This window comes from Gordonia ajococcus (assembly GCF_012974285.1).
Classification (GTDB): Bacteria; Actinomycetota; Actinomycetes; order Mycobacteriales; family Mycobacteriaceae; genus Gordonia; species Gordonia amicalis.
Window position 1 is genome coordinate 373,914 of sequence record NZ_CP052884.1, and the last position, 15,203, is coordinate 389,116.

Consider the following 15,203-nt stretch of genomic DNA (forward strand, 5'->3'; position numbering starts at 1 on the left):
CCACCGTGACGATTCGAGCGTCGTATGAGCGACACCCCGACCTGGGATGTGAAGCCGTCGTCTTCATCGACGACGAGTCGCTGGCCTGTTTCCAGATCCAGCGCGATCTCACCGGCGGACCGCGCGCCGACGAACACTGCGTCACGACCGGGGCGAGCGCGCCCGTCTACGGCGGCATCGTCGAGTGGCGGCGCGTGGACGACCGTTTCGAGTTCTCGCTGACCCGCCGGGCAAGCCGACTGTTCGGGGACGAGGTGCTGTCCTTCGAGATCAGCCCGGTCGACGAGGTGACCGTCGACGACATCGCCGCGCATGTCGATCGATTGTTGCGCTGACCCGGGGGCTACCCTGGACGGCGTGACGCAACCATTCGATCCCAGCGCATTGTTCGGCGGCGGCCAGGGCGGCGAGAACCCGATGGCGGGACTGCTGGCCCAGGCGCAGCAGATGCAGGAGAAGCTCCTGTCCGCACAGAACGAGATCGCCGCGGCGGAGATCGTCGGAAGCGCGGGCAACGGCCTGGTCACCGTGACCGGCAACGGCACCGGTGAGGTGACCGCGGTGTCCATCGACCCCAAGGTCGTCGACCCCGAAGACGTGGAGACCCTGCAGGATCTGTTGCTGGGCGCGCTCGCCGACCTGTCGCAGAAGCGTGAGCAGCTCACCACGGAGAAGATGGGTCCGCTGGCCGGAGGCCTCGGCGGCGGTATCCCCGGGCTCGGCGGCTGATCGCGCCCGCCGCGCGATCCTCCCCACGACACCAGAGAACCCGGGCACACGATGTATGAAGGACCGATCCAGGATCTGATCGACGAACTGGCCAAGCAGCCGGGTCTCGGTCCGAAAGGTGCGCAGCGGATCGCCTTCCACCTGCTCGCCGGGGAGAAGTCCGACATCGACCGACTGATCGCCGCACTCGGACGCGTCCGCGACGACGTCGTCTTCTGCGCCGAATGCGGCAACGTGTCGGCGAATCGCCTGTGCCGGATCTGCTCGGATTCCCGACGCGACGCCACCAAGATCTGTGTCGTCGAAGAACCCAAGGACGTCCACGCGATCGAGCGGACCAAGGAGTTCACCGGTCGCTACCACGTGCTCGGCGGTGCGCTCGACCCGTTGTCCGGGATCGGACCCGACCAGCTGCGCATTCGTGAGCTGCTGCGGCGGCTCGCCAATCAGGAGGACGGAGTCGACGTCAGCGAGGTGATCGTCGCGACCGACCCCAACACCGAGGGCGAGGCGACCGCCACCTACCTGCAGCGCATGCTCAAAGACTTCCCCGGGCTGTCGGTGACACGGCTGGCGTCGGGTCTGCCGATGGGCGGCGATCTCGAGTTCGCCGACGAACTGACGCTCGGCCGGGCGCTGTCCGGTCGCCGGATTCTGGCCTGAGGACCGCCGCCGGATTCTGGCCTGAGGACCGCACGCGGGGCGTGTTGCGTGACCCCGGCTAAGGTCGGGAGGTGATATCGCTGAAGCGGGGGCGTCAACGAATCCGGGTGATCGCGGCGGGGATGGCCGCGATCGCCGCCATCGGCCTGCTGGACACGGCACGGGCCGTGCCTTCCGCCGGGGCTGCGGTACCCGAGCTGGAATGGACCTCATGTCCCGCCGTTCACGGTGTTCCGTCGAGCGTCCGGTGTGCCGCGGTCGAGGTCCCGCTGGATCACGCCCAGCCGAACGGGCCCACGATCGAGCTCCTGGTGAGTCGCGTCCCAGCCCGCGATCCGGCGCAACGCCGCGGTGTCCTGATGGGGAATCCGGGAGGCCCCGGCGGCGACGGGATCGCGATGTTCAGCCAGTTGCATCCGCCGGCCGAGGTGCGCGACCAATGGGATCTCGTCGCCGTGCAACCGCGCGGCCTGGTGTCGGGCACGCCGCTGAAGTGCGCTCCGCTCACCGGCGCGGAATCCGAAATCCTCACCGCCGCAGGAAAACTCAATCGCGAGCGGTGTGCGCGGCGGACGCCCGGTCTGGGGGCGACCCTGACGACGGAGAACACCGCGCGTGACATCGAGGTGGTTCGCCGCCGGCTGGGCGAGACCAAGATCAGTCTGTACGGGGTCTCGTACGGGACATTGCTCTTCGCGACCTACGCCACGCTGTTCCCCCAGCGGGTGGACCGCATGGTCCTCGATTCCGGATTCGATCCGGGCGTCGTGTGGAACAGCCTGCTCGATGTACAGACCCCCGGCTACAAGGCCCGTGTCCACGCCATGATGGCGTGGATCGCCCGCCACGACCACGTCTACCATCTGGGAACCACTCCGCTCGCCGTGTACCGGAAGTGGAGCAATCGCGTCAGCGCCGAGGCGGGTGTCCCGCCGTCGCTGGTCGCGCCGCCGGCGCAGGTCGGGGACGTTCCGCCGGGGCTCCGCGCCATCGCCGAACAGTACATCGCCGGAACCGACCTGACCGCGGATGCGCGTGCACGGTTCGAGAACTTCGTCGCGACGCTGCTGACACCTGGTTCGGTGCAAGCGAATTCGGGACTTCTGGTCTTGACGCGGGCGTTCGCGCCCGATCGGAACTTCTGGCCGGTCATCGCGATGTTGACGGCCGGCGCCCCCGGGGAGTTCGCCAAGCCCTCGCCCGCGGTCCTCGAAGCGGCGACGGTCTCACAGGACATGCAGGCGGCCGTCCTGTGCAACGAGAACCAGGTGCCCGCGGATCCGTCGATGAGCCTTTCGGCGTTCATCACCGGCTACGTCACCGCCGACCCGTTCGAGGCGCCGGGACTCGTCTACCGTTCGGGGATGGCCTGTGCCGGAGCACCCCCGGTCGCCCGTCCGATCCGGATCAGGGATCGGGGACTCGCCGTACGGCCGTTGCAGATCCAGAGCGTCGGGGACCCGCAGACGCCGTACCGCGGAAGTCTGGTCATGCAACGCCGGATGGGCAGCCACCTGATCACCGTCGGCGGAGGCGACCACGCCCAGCTCGGCCGCGGGAATCGGCCACTCGACGCCGCGATCGCCGGATACCTGAGGACCGGACGGACGGCGGTGACCCGGGTTCCGGAGGCGCCGATCACGGCGTCGCTGACCCGGTTCCCGCCGAGCCTGACCGTGGGCGCGACGGCTTGGTGACGGTACCCGACCGCGTCGCGCCCGAGGTCGGCGCGCGTCTCGCCGAGCTCGCTGCGGGTCTCGACTCGGGGATCGTCGCGATAGACGGGCCGTCGGGCGCCGGGAAGTCGACGGTCGCGGATCTGCTGGTCGCCCGGTTGCGCGACCGCGGGGTCGGCGTGACGCTGGTGCGCACCGACGACTTCGCGACCTGGGACGACCCGGTCGCGTGGTGGCCCGAGCTGGAGGCCGATGTCCTGCATTCCTTCGTCCGACGCCGCGACTACCGCTACCGTCCTCGGGTCTGGCGCGACGGCCGTGCGACGCCGGGCCCGCAGGTGTGGATCGAATGGCAGCCACTACTGATCATCGAAGGCGTCTCGTCGGCGCGGCGTCGCATCGCCGACCGACTGACTCGTGCCCTGTGGCTCGACGGCGGAACCGAGGCGGAGCGCCTGGAGCGGGCCGTCGCGCGGGACGGCGAGGAGTCGCGGGCACACCTGCGGCAGTGGCAGGAGTTCGAACGAGGCTGGTTCGCCGTCGACCGCACCCGCGAACGGTGCGTCGTACTGGACTGACCGGCCGGTCGCGGCTCGCGGTTACTGTCGGATATGGACACTCGACGGCGGTTCCGCGATCTCGCGGAACTCGATGCGCACCTGATCGACTGTCGCGCATGCCCGCGGCTCGTCGAGTGGCGTGAACAGGTGGCCCGGGAGAAGCGTCGCGCGTTCTCCGACCAGGAGTACTGGGGACGTCCGGTGCCCGGCCTCGGACCGGCCGACGCGCGGTTGCTGATCGTCGGACTCGCACCTGCCGCACACGGCGGCAACCGCACCGGCCGGATGTTCACCGGCGACCAGAGCGGCGATTTCCTGTTCTCCGCAATGTATCTCGCCGGCCTGGTGAGTCAACCGCATTCGGCGGCGATGGATGACGGGCTGGAGCTGTTCGGTACGCGGATCACCGCACCCGTGCATTGCGCTCCGCCGCAGAACAAACCGACCGTAGAGGAACGGGACCGGTGTTCGTACTGGTTGCACGGCGAGCTCGAACTGCTCTCTCCGACAGTGCGTTCGGTGATCACGCTCGGCGTTTTCGGTTGGCAGTCGGCACTGCGCACATTCGGTGCGCTCGGCTGGACGGTGCCACGTCCGGCACCGAAGTTCGGGCACGGGGCGTCGACGATCCTGACCCGCGGCGACGCGACACTCGAGGTGTTCGGGTGCTACCACGTGAGCCAGCACAACACCTTCACCGGGCGGCTGACCGTCGACATGCTCGTCGAGGTGTTGCAGCGGGCGGCAAAGTCGGCGGGGATCGCTCTGGGGCAGTGAGCTTGTTCTCCTACCGTCGCCGCCCGGCGGCGAGGCGCTCCTTGCGCAGCCGGCTGACCTCGGGGAGGTCTAGCGGCGCAAGCGATTCGACGCCCATCGCGGTTGCGAGGAGGTAATCGGCGAGCTCCGGGTTGCGGGCCAGCGCCGGACCGTGCATGTAGGTGCCGATCACGCTGCCCTGCACGACGCCCTCGGTGCCGTCGCCGACGCCGTTGCCGACGCCGTGTTTGACCCGACCGAGAGGTGCGGCGTCTGAGCCCAGTGTGCTTCCGCCGCGGTGGTTCTCGAATCCGGTGAGCGGCTGGGTGAGCGCAGCCAGAGTCGGTTCGGTGATCAGCTCACCGATGCTGCGTTTCGCCTGCGGCGCCGTCGTCAGGTCGAACAGCGAGATGCCGTCGACGCGTTCGCCCGCCGAGGTCTCGTACCAGTGGCCGAGTACCTGGATGGCGGCACAGATCGCCAGGACCGGGCGGCCCGCCGCGGCGGCCTGCTGCAGGCCGGGATAGCGGGCCAGGTGCCGGGTCGCCAGGCGCTGGGCGTAATCCTCGGCGCCACCGAGGGTGTAGATGTCCAGCGAATCGGGAACCGGGTCGTCGAGCGTGATGTGCACGACTTCGGCGTCGATGCCGCGCATGATCGCGCGGCGCTTGAGGACGAGGGCGTTGCCGCTGTCGCCGTAGGTGCCCATGACGTCGGGCAGGACCAGCCCGATGCGCAGCGTCGACTCGCTCACTGTTCGGCCCTCCGTGCACGTTCCGCACGTTCCATGGCGATCCCCAGATCGCGGAACGCGGTGTAGTTGGCGAGCACTTCGACCCGCCCCGGTGGGCACGAGGCGATCGCGGCCATCGGATCGGGGATCGTGGTGTGCTCGGCGCCCGCGTAGAGCAGACGCACCGACAGGTCGGCGGCCCGCTCGCCGGCGGCCACCACCTGCATCGTCTCGAACGTCTCGAACCGCACGTCCCACAGCCAGGAGAGATCCTCGCCGTCGGGAACCTGGCCGTTCACCGCGATCACCAGGCCGTCGGCGTCCTGGTCGATCATCGACAAGGCCTCCTGCCAGCCCGCCGGGTTCTTCGCGAGAAGTGTTCGGACGGAATGGTTTCCGATCTGGTGGATGCCGTAGCGCCCGGCGACCTCGCCGACGGTTCCGACCGCGGCGGCGGCCTTGCCCGGGTCGGCTCCCATCGCGACGGCGGCCGCCACCGCCTGCGTCGCGTTGCCACGATTGGCCCGGCCGGGGACGGCGAGGGTCATGGGGGCGGAGAAACCGTCGGGCCCGTAGATGTTCTCGTCGTCGAACCACCAGTCGGGCGTGGGCCGACGGAAGTTCTCGTCGCCGGTCGACTGCCAGCCCTCACCGGACCGCACGATCGGTTCGCCGGTGCGGGGACAGCTCACCGAGTCGCCGACCCAGCCGGCGCCGGCGGCCACCCACACCACGTCGGGGGCGTCGAAGGCAGCGGAGGTCACCAGCACGTCGTCGCAGTTGGCGATGACCGTGGTCGAGGGATGGCGGGCGATGCCCTCGCGGAGCCGTCGTTCGATCATGTTGATCTCGCCGACCCGGTCGAGCTGGTCGCGCGACAGGTTCAGCAGGACCAGCACCTCGGGGTCCACCGCATCGCTGACGTGGGGCACGTGGAGTTCGTCGACCTCGAGTGCACACAGCGGCGCGGTGCGGCTGAGCGTGAGGGTGGCGATGATGCCGGCGTCCATGTTGGCGCCGTCGGCCTGAGTGGCGACCTCGCCGAGTTCGGCCATCGCCGCGGCGGTCATCCGCGTGGTCGTCGACTTGCCGTTGGTGCCGGTGATGATCGCGGTGTGCTTGCCGGCCGCGAGACGACGCATGATGTCGGGATCGATCTTGGCGGCGACGAGTCCGCCGATCATCGAACCCTTGCCGCGTCCCGCGGTACGCGATGCCCAGCGGGCGGCCGCAGCCGCGACCAGCGCGACCGAGGTGCGGGCGGGCACGCGGTTGCTCCGGGGAGATACGGATCCGGCGGACGATGGACGGTCGGGCATGGTCACGAGTGTTCCACAGGGTCGATCTTCGGGTTGCTCGTGCCGACCGGCGACCAGCAAGTAGGCTCTGCGACTGTGAGCCGCGACACTTATCTGCGTTTGTCCCTGCCCGCACGAATCCAGCGTGGCGTGCTGCTGGCCGCGGGGAGGATTCCCGGCGCCGCACTGTCGGCGCTCGGGCGGCGGGCGTCGGTCAACTCCGATGGCGAGCGGGTTGCGCCCGAGCTCGCCGCGATCGGCTGGGCGAATCAACACGTTCCCGGCTTGGATCCGTTCCAGGGTGAGGTCGCCCGGTCGCGTTCGGCGACCGACGAGAGTGGTGCGTCGATGGCCGAGAACCTGCCGCCCATGGCGGTGGAGGAAGACCTCGTCATCGACGGTCCCGCCGGTCCGATCCCGGCCACGCGGTACCGGTCGTCGACCGAGTCGGGCGGGCTGCTCGTCTACTTCCACGGCGGCGGATTCGTCACCGGCAGCCGCATCAGCCACGACACCTTCGTGCGCCGTCTCGCCCACGGCACGGGACTCGACGTCCTGTCGGTCGAGTACCGGCTCGCGCCGGAGCATCCGTTTCCCGGTGGGGTGGAGGACGCGGTGGCGGCCTGGCACTTCGCCGTCGACGTTGCTCCCCGGTGGGGGCTCGATCCGCGGCGCATCGTCGTCGCCGGTGACAGTGCGGGCGGGAACCTGGCCACCGTGGTGGCCCGGCTGGTCCGGGACGAACCGGTGACGCCGGTCTTCCAGCTGCTCATCTACCCCGTCACCGATCTCTCCGCGCAGACCCCGTCGCGACGTGAGTTCGCGACCGGGTTCTTCCTGACCACGGACGGTATCGAGTGGTTCAACGACCACTACGTCCCCGACCTCGAACAGCGCAGCGACCCGCGCTGTTCGCCACTGCTCGCCGACGACCTCGGCGGACTGCCGCCGGCACATGTCATCGTCGCCGGCTTCGACCCGTTGCGCGACGAGGGCCTCGCCTACGCGAAACGGCTCGAGGAAGCAGGGGTCCCCGTCACGCTGCGGCGGGAGGGTTCGATGATCCACGGGTTCGTCAACATGACCCTGATCAGCCCGGGCGCCCGCGCGGCGGTGGACCGGATGTGTGCGGAGGTCCGGCGAGCACTCGACGGGGCTCCGCCGGCGGATCAGCAGTCGATCGCCGGCTGACGTCCGGGCGCGATCGCCCCGACGCACGCGTGGTCGGCATCGCCTTCCGATGCAGTGCGCGTGACCGTGGCCACGGCTGGTGCTCGGTGACGCCTGCGCGACCGCGGGCGCGCCATCACGCCGACCGCGCAACCGCTGACGACGATCACCGCTCCGACGATCTCGCCGACCGTCGGAACCTCGCCGAGGAAGGCGAAGGATGCGCTGATGCCGACGACGGGCACGAGCAGCGACATCGGCGACACCCTGCTGGCGTCGTTGCGGCTCAGGAGCATGGTCCACAGGCCGGCGCCGACGAGGGTGCCGAAGACGGCCAGGTAGACGAGTCCGCCGAGCGCACGTAGCCCTGTCTCGGTGCCGATCGCCATCAGTGAGTCGAAGCCCGCGGCCGGGCCTTCGATGATCAGGCTCGCCAGGTACAGCGGCGGGGTCGCGACGACGGCCATCCACAGTGTCATGCGGAACGAGTCGTCGGGCTGGGCCAGGCGCCCGCCGATGTTGCCGATCGCCCAGCTGAGGCCACCCAGGATGGTGAGACCGATGGGGAGGAGGGCGGCCACACCGATATCGCTGCCGGTGGCGCGGTCGACGGCGATCAGGCCCATGCCGCCGACGGCGACCAGAAGGCCCACGACCTGGGCGAACGTCATCCGCTCACGCAGGAACAGCACCCCCAGGATCACCGTGAAGGGCGCCGATGTCTGCAGCACCAGCGAGGCGAGCCCGGCCGGCATACCCAGGGTCATCGCCAGGAACAGGAACATGAACTGCACGGTTCCGAAGCCCGCCACGTAGACCAGGAACCACTTGAGGCGGACCTTCGGGAACCGGACGAACAGGGCGACCGGGATCGCCATGACCGCGAAACGGAGCGCAGCCAGGAAGAACGGCGGAAAGTGCTCGAGACTGAGGTGGATCGCGACGAAATTTAGTCCCCACAAGAACACGACGCCGAGGGCGAGCAACCGGTCACGAGTGGACATGCACACCATCGTCCGAGGCGTGGTGATGAAGGACAATCGAATTTAAACGGATGGATTGTTCAGATCTACTGAACAATCCATCCGGGGGTCGAGCTCAGCCCGTCACTTCTGAGCGGCTGCGACCTTCGCCCGGACGTCGTCCATGTCGAGCGCCTCGACCGCGCCGATCAGTTCCTCGAGCTGTGCAGCGGGCAGCGCGCCCGGCTGGTTGAACACGAGGATGCCGTCGCGGAACGCCATCAGCGTCGGAATCGATTGAATGCCAAGGCTTCCGGCGAGCTGCTGCTGTGCCTCGGTGTCGATCTTGCCGAAGAAGATGTCGGAATGGGCTTCCGACGCCTTCTCGAAGACCGGGGCGAACATGCGGCACGGTCCACACCAGCTCGCCCAGAAGTCGAGCAGGACGATGCCGTCCTTGGAGATGGTGTCTTCGAAGGTTTCGATGGTTACGTCTTGTGATGCCATGGTCACAACAACCGTTTCGGTGGTGGAGACATTCCACAGGGTGGTTCGGTCGAGTATCGGTACCTTTGGCGCATGGAGGTCCGCCGGCTGCGGTTGCTGCGTGAGTTTGCCGATCGTGAGTCGATCGGTGCGGTCGCCGACGCGATGCACATGACGCCGTCGGCGGTCTCGCAGCAACTCAAGGTCCTCGCCGACGAGGCCGGCGTGCCGCTGTTCGAACCCGACGGGCGGCGCATCCGGCTGACCGAGGCGGGCCGCGCGCTGGTGCTGCGGGCCGACGAGGTGATCGCCGCCGTCGAGCGGGCCCAGGAAGAGATGGCGTCGTATCGGTCGGGCCGGGCTCGCGTGCGGCTGGCGATGTTCCCGTCGGGCTCGACGCTGCTGTTGCCGACCGTCCTCGATCGCGCCACCGAGTCCGGGATCGAGGTGCACGCCTTTCACCTCGACGTCGGATACCCGGGTGCAGCTCCGGCTCTTGCGGACTTCGACATCGTCGTGACCCACCGGGACGAACGGGCACCCGCCGTCAACCGGTCTCGGGTGCGGGTCGCCGAGCTGATGCGTGAACCGGTCGACGTCATCGTCCCCGTCGACAGTCCGCTCGCCGAGGATAGCGCCCCTTGGGGTGGTGGACTTCGGACCGGCGTGAGCCACGCGTTGTGATCAACGAGTCGTGGTGAATGTTAGGCGATTTGGCGTGTTTCGTCGACTGTTTCGGTGGCTTGATGTTTGGCGGCGATGACTTTGCGAAGTTCGGCCATGCTGATGTCGGAGAGGTAGCGGCGGGTGACTTGCCACTCGTCGTGGGCCTCGATCACGACCGCGGTCGCCAACCGCAGGAACGCGGCGGGGTTGGGGAAGATCTCGACGACATCGGCACGGCGTTTGATCTCCTTGTTGAGCCGTTCGATGGGGTTGTTGGACCAGATCTTCTGCCAGTGCGCGCGTGGGAACGCGGTGAACGCGAGCACGTCGGGTTTGGCATCGGCCATCATCGCCGCCACCTTCGGGAACGACGATTCCAGGGTGTCGGCGACCTGGTCCCACTGCGCGGCGACCTCGGCGGGCTCGGTGTGAGCGAAGATGGTCTTGACCGCCGCGGTCACCACGGGTGCCTGTTTTGCTGACACCGCACCGTGCAGGTTCCGCATGAAGTGAACCCGGCATCGCTGCCACGATGAGCCGGTGAACTGTTGGGCCACAGCGGCTTTCAATCCGGCGTGGGCATCGGAGATGACCAGATGCACCCCAGACAGACCCCGCGCTTTGAGGGAGGCGAGGAATTCACGCCAGAACTCGAAGGACTCCGAGTCGCCGACTGCGGTACCCAACACTTCACGGGTGCCGTCGATCGACACTCCCGTCGCCACGACCAACGCTTGCGACACCACGTGGGCACCGACGCGAACCTTGCAGAAAGTGGCATCGGCGAACACGTACGGGAACTCGGTGTGGGTCAGCGAGCGCTCGCGGAACGCGGCCACTTCCTGGTCGAGGCCGGCGCAGATGCGGGAGACTTCGGACTTGGAGATGCCCGAGGACACGCCGAGGGCGTTGACGAGGTCATCGACCGAGCGCGTGGACACGCCGTGGACGTAGGCCTCCATCACCACTGCGTGCAGTGCTTTGTCGATGCGTCTGCGTCGTTCGAGCAGGCTCGGGAAGAACGACCCGGATCGTAGCTTGGGGATCTTGACCTCGACATCACCCGAGGTCGTTGACACGGTCTTGGTGCGGTGGCCGTTACGGTGAGTCGAGCGTTCCGCGGAACGCTCATAGCGGCCGGCACCGATTTTCTCGCTGGCCTCGGCCTCGATCAGGGCTTGTAGGCCCGCTCGGATCAACTCGGCGAACACCGCGCCGGAATCAGCGGCCGTAAGTGCATCGAGCTGGGCGAGCAAGGCAGAATGATCGTGGGTCATCGCGTCGTGTGTCCTTCTGTTGAGTCACTGGGTAGGTAACTCACTGACCACTACGCGATGGCCCGCCTCAACAGGGGCACCGACACGCAACGTGACGGCCTCACCCCAGCCCCGAAACCCCACCACACCAGGGGACTCACCCTCGCCGAGGCCGACGAGGTGGCGGTGTCCGAGCTCGCCGAACACGATTGGATCAGCGTCGAGGGTTTCCCGGTCGACGATGTGCTGCAGTCGATCTCGGCGGTGACCGGTGTCGCGCCCCGGGTGACGCAACGCATGCTGGACTTCACCACCATCGAGGCGCTCGTCGCCGGAGGTCATGGGATCGCGTTGATGCCGCGGTTCGCGGTTCGTCACCCGGGCGTGAAGCGGCTGGAACTCAAGGGAGTTCGGGCGGCACGGGTGTACGAGGCCTTGGTGCGGCCGCGCGCCCGAACCGCGGTCGCGCAGGTCGTCGAACTTCTGATGGCCGCGGGCGCCGAACACGGTCAGTGATCGACAAAGGCCGGTGGCCCACGCTTCTCGCGTGAGCCACCGGCCTTCGTCCGTGCTCTCGGGGTCAGACGCCCAGGCTCTTGCCGACGATGTCCTTCATGATCTCGGTGGTGCCACCGAAGATCGTCTGGATGCGGGCATCGGTGTAGGCGCGGGCCACGCGGTACTCGTTCATGTAGCCGTAGCCGCCGTGCAGCTGGAGGCAGCTGTCGATGACGCGCTTGGCGAGCTCGGTGCACCACCACTTGTTCTTGGAGGCGTCGACGGCGTTCAGCTCACCGTCGAGCACGCCCTGCAGGCAGCGGTCGATGTAGACCTCGGCGATGTCCAGCTCGGTGGCCATCTCGGCGAGCGTGAAGCGGTTCGCCTGGAAGGTGCCGATGGGACGGCCGAATGCCTTGCGGTCCTTGGTGTACTGCAGGGTCTCGTCGAAGATGGCGCGGGCGCCGGCGATCGCACCGATGCCGATCGACAGACGCTCGGAGGGCAGGTTCTGCATGAGGTGGTAGAAGCCCATGCCTTCCTGGCCGAGTAGGTTCTCGACCGGGACGCGCACGTTGTTGAAGTGCAGCTCGGCGGTGTCCTGCGCCTTGAGGCCCATCTTGTCGAGCTTGCGACCGCGCTCGAAGCCTTCCATGCCGCGCTCGACGACGAGGAGCGAGAACGCCTTGTGGCCGGCCTCGGGGTCCGGGTTGGTGCGGCACACCACGACCACGAGGTCGGAGTTGATGCCCGACGAGATGAAGGTCTTGTTGCCGTTGAGGACGTAGTGGTCGCCGTCCAGCTTCGCCGAGGTCTTGATGCCGGCGAGGTCGGAACCGGCGCCCGGCTCGGTCATCGCGACGGCGAGAATCGTCTCACCGGTGGCGATACCCGGCATCCAGCGCTTCTTCTGCTCGTCGTTGGCCAGGTGGACGAAGTACGGTGCGACGACGTCGTTCTGGAGGCTGAGGCCGGGAGCTGCGCCGTCGAACTTGGCGAACTCCTCGACGACGACCGCATTGAAGCGGAAGTCGTCCATCGCGCCACCGCCGCCGTACTCCTCCGGGATGTTGAAGCCCAGGAGGCCTGCGTCGCCGGCCTTCTTGAAGATCTCACGGTCGACCTGACCGGCCTTGGTCCATTCGTCGTTGTAGGGGAGGCACTCGCGGATCAGGAACTGACGCGCGGTTTCCCGCAGGGCCTCGTGTTCGGCTTCGAAGATGGTGCGTTTCATGGCTTTTCTCCCTTTCGTGAGTCTGCGATGGATGTGTCAGTCGTCGTTCGTGCCCTGCGCGCCGACGACCCGCAGCGCGATCAGGGCGTAGGACGCCGCGACCTCGGCGGGTGTCCGCGCACCGGACGGGCGGTACCAGGTGGTCACCGCCTGGCAGGCGCCGAACAGGTAGCGCAGGACGTCCTTGACGTCCTGGTCGAACCGGAACTCGCCCGATTCCAGGCCCGCCTGGATGACGTCGGCGAGCATGGTCTCGGTCTCGGTCCGCATCGCGATGTAGGGCTCGCGGCGCGGGTCCTCCGGGTCGAGATGACGGAACTCGCTTGCGACACTGGCCAGCTCGAGGTCGCTGGTCATGTGCAGGACGATGGACTCGATCGCGTTCGACAGCTTCTCGCTCGGCGTACGTCCCTCCTCGATGGCTGCTCCGACCCAGGCGAGGACCGAGGTCATCGCCGCTTCGAGCAACTCCACGAGGATGCCGAGTTTGTTGTCGTGGTGGTAGTAGAGCGTCGGCAGGGAGACCCCGGCCCGCGAGGCGATGTCGCGGATCGAGGTCCCGTGAAACCCGCGCTCGTAGAACGCGTGCTTCGCCGCGACGAGGGTCGACGGCAGCGGCACGGGTTCGCGCCGCCGCCAGTCGTGTCCCTCGGTGTCGATCGTGAACCGTTTGGCAGCAGCGGTTTTGGCTGCCTCAGACACGTTCGATGATGGTGGCGTTGGCCATGCCGGCGCCTTCGCACATGGTCTGCAGGCCGTAGCGGCCGCCGGTTGCCTCCAGGTGGTTGACCAGGGTGCCCAGCAGGCGGGTGCCCGACGAACCGAGTGCGTGACCCAGGGCGATGGCACCGCCGCGCGGGTTCAGCTTGGCGGGATCGGCGCCGAACTCCTGGGCCCAGGCCATCGGGACCGACGCGAACGCCTCGTTGACCTCGTAGGCGTCGATGTCCTCGATGGACAGCCCCGAACGCTGGAGGATCTTGTGGGTGGCCGGGATGGGTGCGGTCAGCATGAAGATCGGGTCGTCGCCGGCGACCGAGAACGAGTGGAAACGGGCGCGCGGGGTCAGGCCCAGCTTCGACGCCATCGTGTCGCTCATGATGAGGGCACCGGATGCGCCGTCGGTGAGCGGCGAGGAGTTGCCCGGGGTGATGTGCCAGTTGATCTCCGGGAACCGCTTGGCCAGATCCTCGTTGTAGAACGACGACTTGAGCCCGGTCAGTCCCTCGGCGGTGGTGGAGGCGCGCACGGTCTCGTCGACCTTGTGCGTGAACGTCTCACCCGCGGCGTTGACCACGTCGATGGGCAGGATCTCGCGATCGAAGAAGCCATCGGCAGCGGCGGCAGCGGCGCGCTGGTGGGACTGCGCGGCGAAGGTGTCGAGTGCCTCGCGGTCGAACTTCCACTTCGCGGCCACCAGTTCGGCCGAAATACCCTGGTTGACAAGGCCTTCCGGGTAACGGGCCTCGATGCTCGGACCGTACGGGCTGCGGCCGGCGGTGGAGAAGCCCATGGGCACGCGGCTCATCGACTCGACGCCGGCGGCGATGACGACGTCGTAGGCGCCGGCGATGATGCCCTGTGCGGCGAAGTGGGCGGCCTGCTGGCTCGATCCGCACTGGCGGTCGACGGTGGTCGCCGGGACGGACTCCGGGAAACCGGCCGACAGCAGTGCGGTACGCGAGATGTTGAGCGCCTGCTCGCCCGCCTGGCCGACGCAGCCGCCGATCACGTCGTCGACGATGGCCGGGTCGATGTCGTTGCGCTCGACGAGCGAGCGCAGCACGTGGGCGAGCAGTTCGACCGGCTTGGTCTCCGACAGGGCGCCACCGGGCTTGCCCTTTCCGGATGCGAGGCGGACTACGTCGACGATGACGGCTTCGGGCATGAAGGTTTCCTCTCGAGCATGTGGTGTCGCGGACGTGACCGAGCACCGCATGGCGCCGGTTACTTTATCTAACGATCGTTATACCGGTCTAGCACGTGCCTGTCCGCTGAATCAACAAGGCGCCGGGGATTCGAGAGGTTCAGGCGCCCTCGCCCGAGTGGATTCGGGCGAGGGCGTTGTCGCGTCAGGGTGTCAGATGGCGCCCTTGTCCGCGTCACCAGCGGGAACGGCGCTGAACGTCTTCACGTCGAGCGGGCCGGCCAGCAGCGGGCCGATCTTCTTGCCGAGTTCGGTCAGCGCCGGTGCGCTGCCGTGCGTCGACAGTGCCTCGAACGACTCCCAGCGTTCGATCATCACGAGATCGGTCGAGTCGCCCGTCGCCTCGTGCAGTGCGTACTTCCCGCAGCCGGGTTCGCCGTGCACCTGGGGGATGGCGGCCAGAACAGCATCGCGGACGGCCTGCTCCTCGCCGGCCTTGGGCGAGATGGTGGCGACGACGATCACTTCGGACATGGGTGAGTCTCCTATGGATGGGGGTGGGGATGGGGGTAGGTCGTGACGTTAGGGGAGTGTCGCAGGTTCGCGTGGCGGTTTCGCCGAGCTCGCATTCGATGCCCCATGTCGCGTC

The 15,203-nt window shown here is 67.9% G+C and carries 16 protein-coding genes and 2 pseudogenes; 9 read left to right on the top strand and 9 right to left on the bottom strand.

The window, feature by feature from the left end; translation table 11 throughout:
* Positions 1-5: 5 nt before the first annotated feature.
* The 6 genes from GAA2_RS01595 to GAA2_RS01620 all read left to right on the top strand — a co-directional run bounded on the left by GAA2_RS01595 (position 6) and on the right by GAA2_RS01620 (position 4,405).
* Positions 6-335, top strand: coding sequence for a hypothetical protein (locus GAA2_RS01595; RefSeq protein WP_006435161.1), 330 nt, complete (start codon positions 6-8; stop codon positions 333-335).
* Positions 313-729 (top strand): YbaB/EbfC family nucleoid-associated protein, encoded by a 417-nt coding sequence (locus tag GAA2_RS01600; RefSeq protein ID WP_174324705.1) that lies wholly within the window; start codon positions 313-315, stop codon positions 727-729. Before GAA2_RS01595 ends, GAA2_RS01600 begins: the two co-directional genes overlap by 23 nt.
* 51 nt (positions 730-780) lie before the next feature.
* Positions 781-1,392, top strand: coding sequence for a recombination mediator RecR (gene recR / locus GAA2_RS01605; protein ID WP_006435159.1), 612 nt, complete (start codon positions 781-783; stop codon positions 1,390-1,392).
* Positions 1,393-1,514: 122 nt separating this feature from the next.
* Positions 1,515-3,089, top strand: coding sequence for an alpha/beta fold hydrolase (locus tag GAA2_RS01610; protein WP_236577671.1), 1,575 nt, complete (start codon positions 1,515-1,517; stop codon positions 3,087-3,089).
* Entirely contained in the window at positions 3,086-3,646 is a 561-nt protein-coding gene (locus GAA2_RS01615; RefSeq protein ID WP_096272846.1) for a uridine kinase, read from the top strand. The genes GAA2_RS01610 and GAA2_RS01615 overlap by 4 nt, the downstream gene beginning before the upstream one ends.
* Before the next feature lie 33 nt (positions 3,647-3,679).
* Positions 3,680-4,405: a uracil-DNA glycosylase gene (locus GAA2_RS01620; protein WP_006435156.1), complete on the top strand. Its 726-nt coding sequence runs from the start codon at positions 3,680-3,682 to the stop codon at positions 4,403-4,405.
* A gap of 10 nt (positions 4,406-4,415) precedes the next feature.
* Here the strand turns inward: GAA2_RS01620 and GAA2_RS01625 are convergent, their stop codons facing one another.
* Together GAA2_RS01625 and GAA2_RS01630 are read right to left on the bottom strand one after the other, a co-directional pair.
* Positions 4,416-5,138 carry a type 1 glutamine amidotransferase gene (locus GAA2_RS01625; protein WP_159405428.1) on the bottom strand — a complete coding sequence of 241 codons (723 nt, stop codon included), beginning with the start codon at positions 5,136-5,138 and terminating at the stop codon, positions 4,416-4,418.
* Complete coding sequence (locus tag GAA2_RS01630) at positions 5,135-6,436, bottom strand: MurT ligase domain-containing protein (protein WP_159405427.1); 1,302 nt, start codon at positions 6,434-6,436, stop codon at positions 5,135-5,137. Before GAA2_RS01630 ends, GAA2_RS01625 begins: the two co-directional genes overlap by 4 nt.
* 75 nt (positions 6,437-6,511) lie before the next feature.
* Here GAA2_RS01630 and GAA2_RS01635 point away from each other — a divergent pair, with 75 nt between their 5' ends.
* Positions 6,512-7,606: an alpha/beta hydrolase gene (locus GAA2_RS01635; protein ID WP_159405426.1), complete on the top strand. Its 1,095-nt coding sequence runs from the start codon at positions 6,512-6,514 to the stop codon at positions 7,604-7,606.
* Here GAA2_RS01635 and GAA2_RS01640 read toward each other — a convergent pair.
* Together GAA2_RS01640 and trxA are read right to left on the bottom strand one after the other, a co-directional pair.
* Complete coding sequence (locus GAA2_RS01640; protein ID WP_236577665.1) at positions 7,585-8,589, bottom strand: EamA family transporter; 1,005 nt, start codon at positions 8,587-8,589, stop codon at positions 7,585-7,587. The two genes, GAA2_RS01635 and GAA2_RS01640, sit on opposite strands and share 22 nt — an antisense overlap.
* Before the next feature lie 102 nt (positions 8,590-8,691).
* Complete coding sequence (trxA, locus tag GAA2_RS01645) at positions 8,692-9,054, bottom strand: thioredoxin (RefSeq protein ID WP_159405425.1); 363 nt, start codon at positions 9,052-9,054, stop codon at positions 8,692-8,694.
* 72 nt (positions 9,055-9,126) lie between these two features.
* Between trxA and GAA2_RS01650 the strand changes: the two are divergent.
* A pseudogene (locus GAA2_RS01650) lies at positions 9,127-9,660 on the top strand (LysR family transcriptional regulator); the annotation flags it as partial.
* A gap of 77 nt (positions 9,661-9,737) precedes the next feature.
* Here GAA2_RS01650 and GAA2_RS01655 read toward each other — a convergent pair.
* A complete protein-coding gene (locus GAA2_RS01655) occupies positions 9,738-10,976 on the bottom strand; it encodes an IS256 family transposase (protein ID WP_191834672.1) in 1,239 nt (412 codons plus the stop codon).
* 141 nt (positions 10,977-11,117) lie between these two features.
* Here GAA2_RS01655 and GAA2_RS01660 point away from each other — a divergent pair.
* A pseudogene (locus tag GAA2_RS01660) lies at positions 11,118-11,471 on the top strand (LysR substrate-binding domain-containing protein); the annotation flags it as partial.
* 64 nt (positions 11,472-11,535) lie between these two features.
* Here the strand turns inward: GAA2_RS01660 and GAA2_RS01665 are convergent.
* The 4 genes from GAA2_RS01665 to GAA2_RS01680 form a co-directional block, all read right to left on the bottom strand.
* Entirely contained in the window at positions 11,536-12,687 is a 1,152-nt protein-coding gene (locus GAA2_RS01665; RefSeq protein WP_024499595.1) for an acyl-CoA dehydrogenase family protein, read from the bottom strand.
* A gap of 36 nt (positions 12,688-12,723) precedes the next feature.
* Positions 12,724-13,389 (bottom strand): TetR/AcrR family transcriptional regulator, encoded by a 666-nt coding sequence (locus GAA2_RS01670; protein ID WP_006435148.1) that lies wholly within the window; start codon positions 13,387-13,389, stop codon positions 12,724-12,726.
* Positions 13,382-14,575: a thiolase family protein gene (locus tag GAA2_RS01675; protein ID WP_159405423.1), complete on the bottom strand. Its 1,194-nt coding sequence runs from the start codon at positions 14,573-14,575 to the stop codon at positions 13,382-13,384. Before GAA2_RS01675 ends, GAA2_RS01670 begins: the two co-directional genes overlap by 8 nt.
* 192 nt (positions 14,576-14,767) lie before the next feature.
* Positions 14,768-15,088, bottom strand: coding sequence for a putative quinol monooxygenase (locus GAA2_RS01680; RefSeq protein WP_006435146.1), 321 nt, complete (start codon positions 15,086-15,088; stop codon positions 14,768-14,770).
* Between the last annotated feature and the right edge of the window lie 115 nt (positions 15,089-15,203).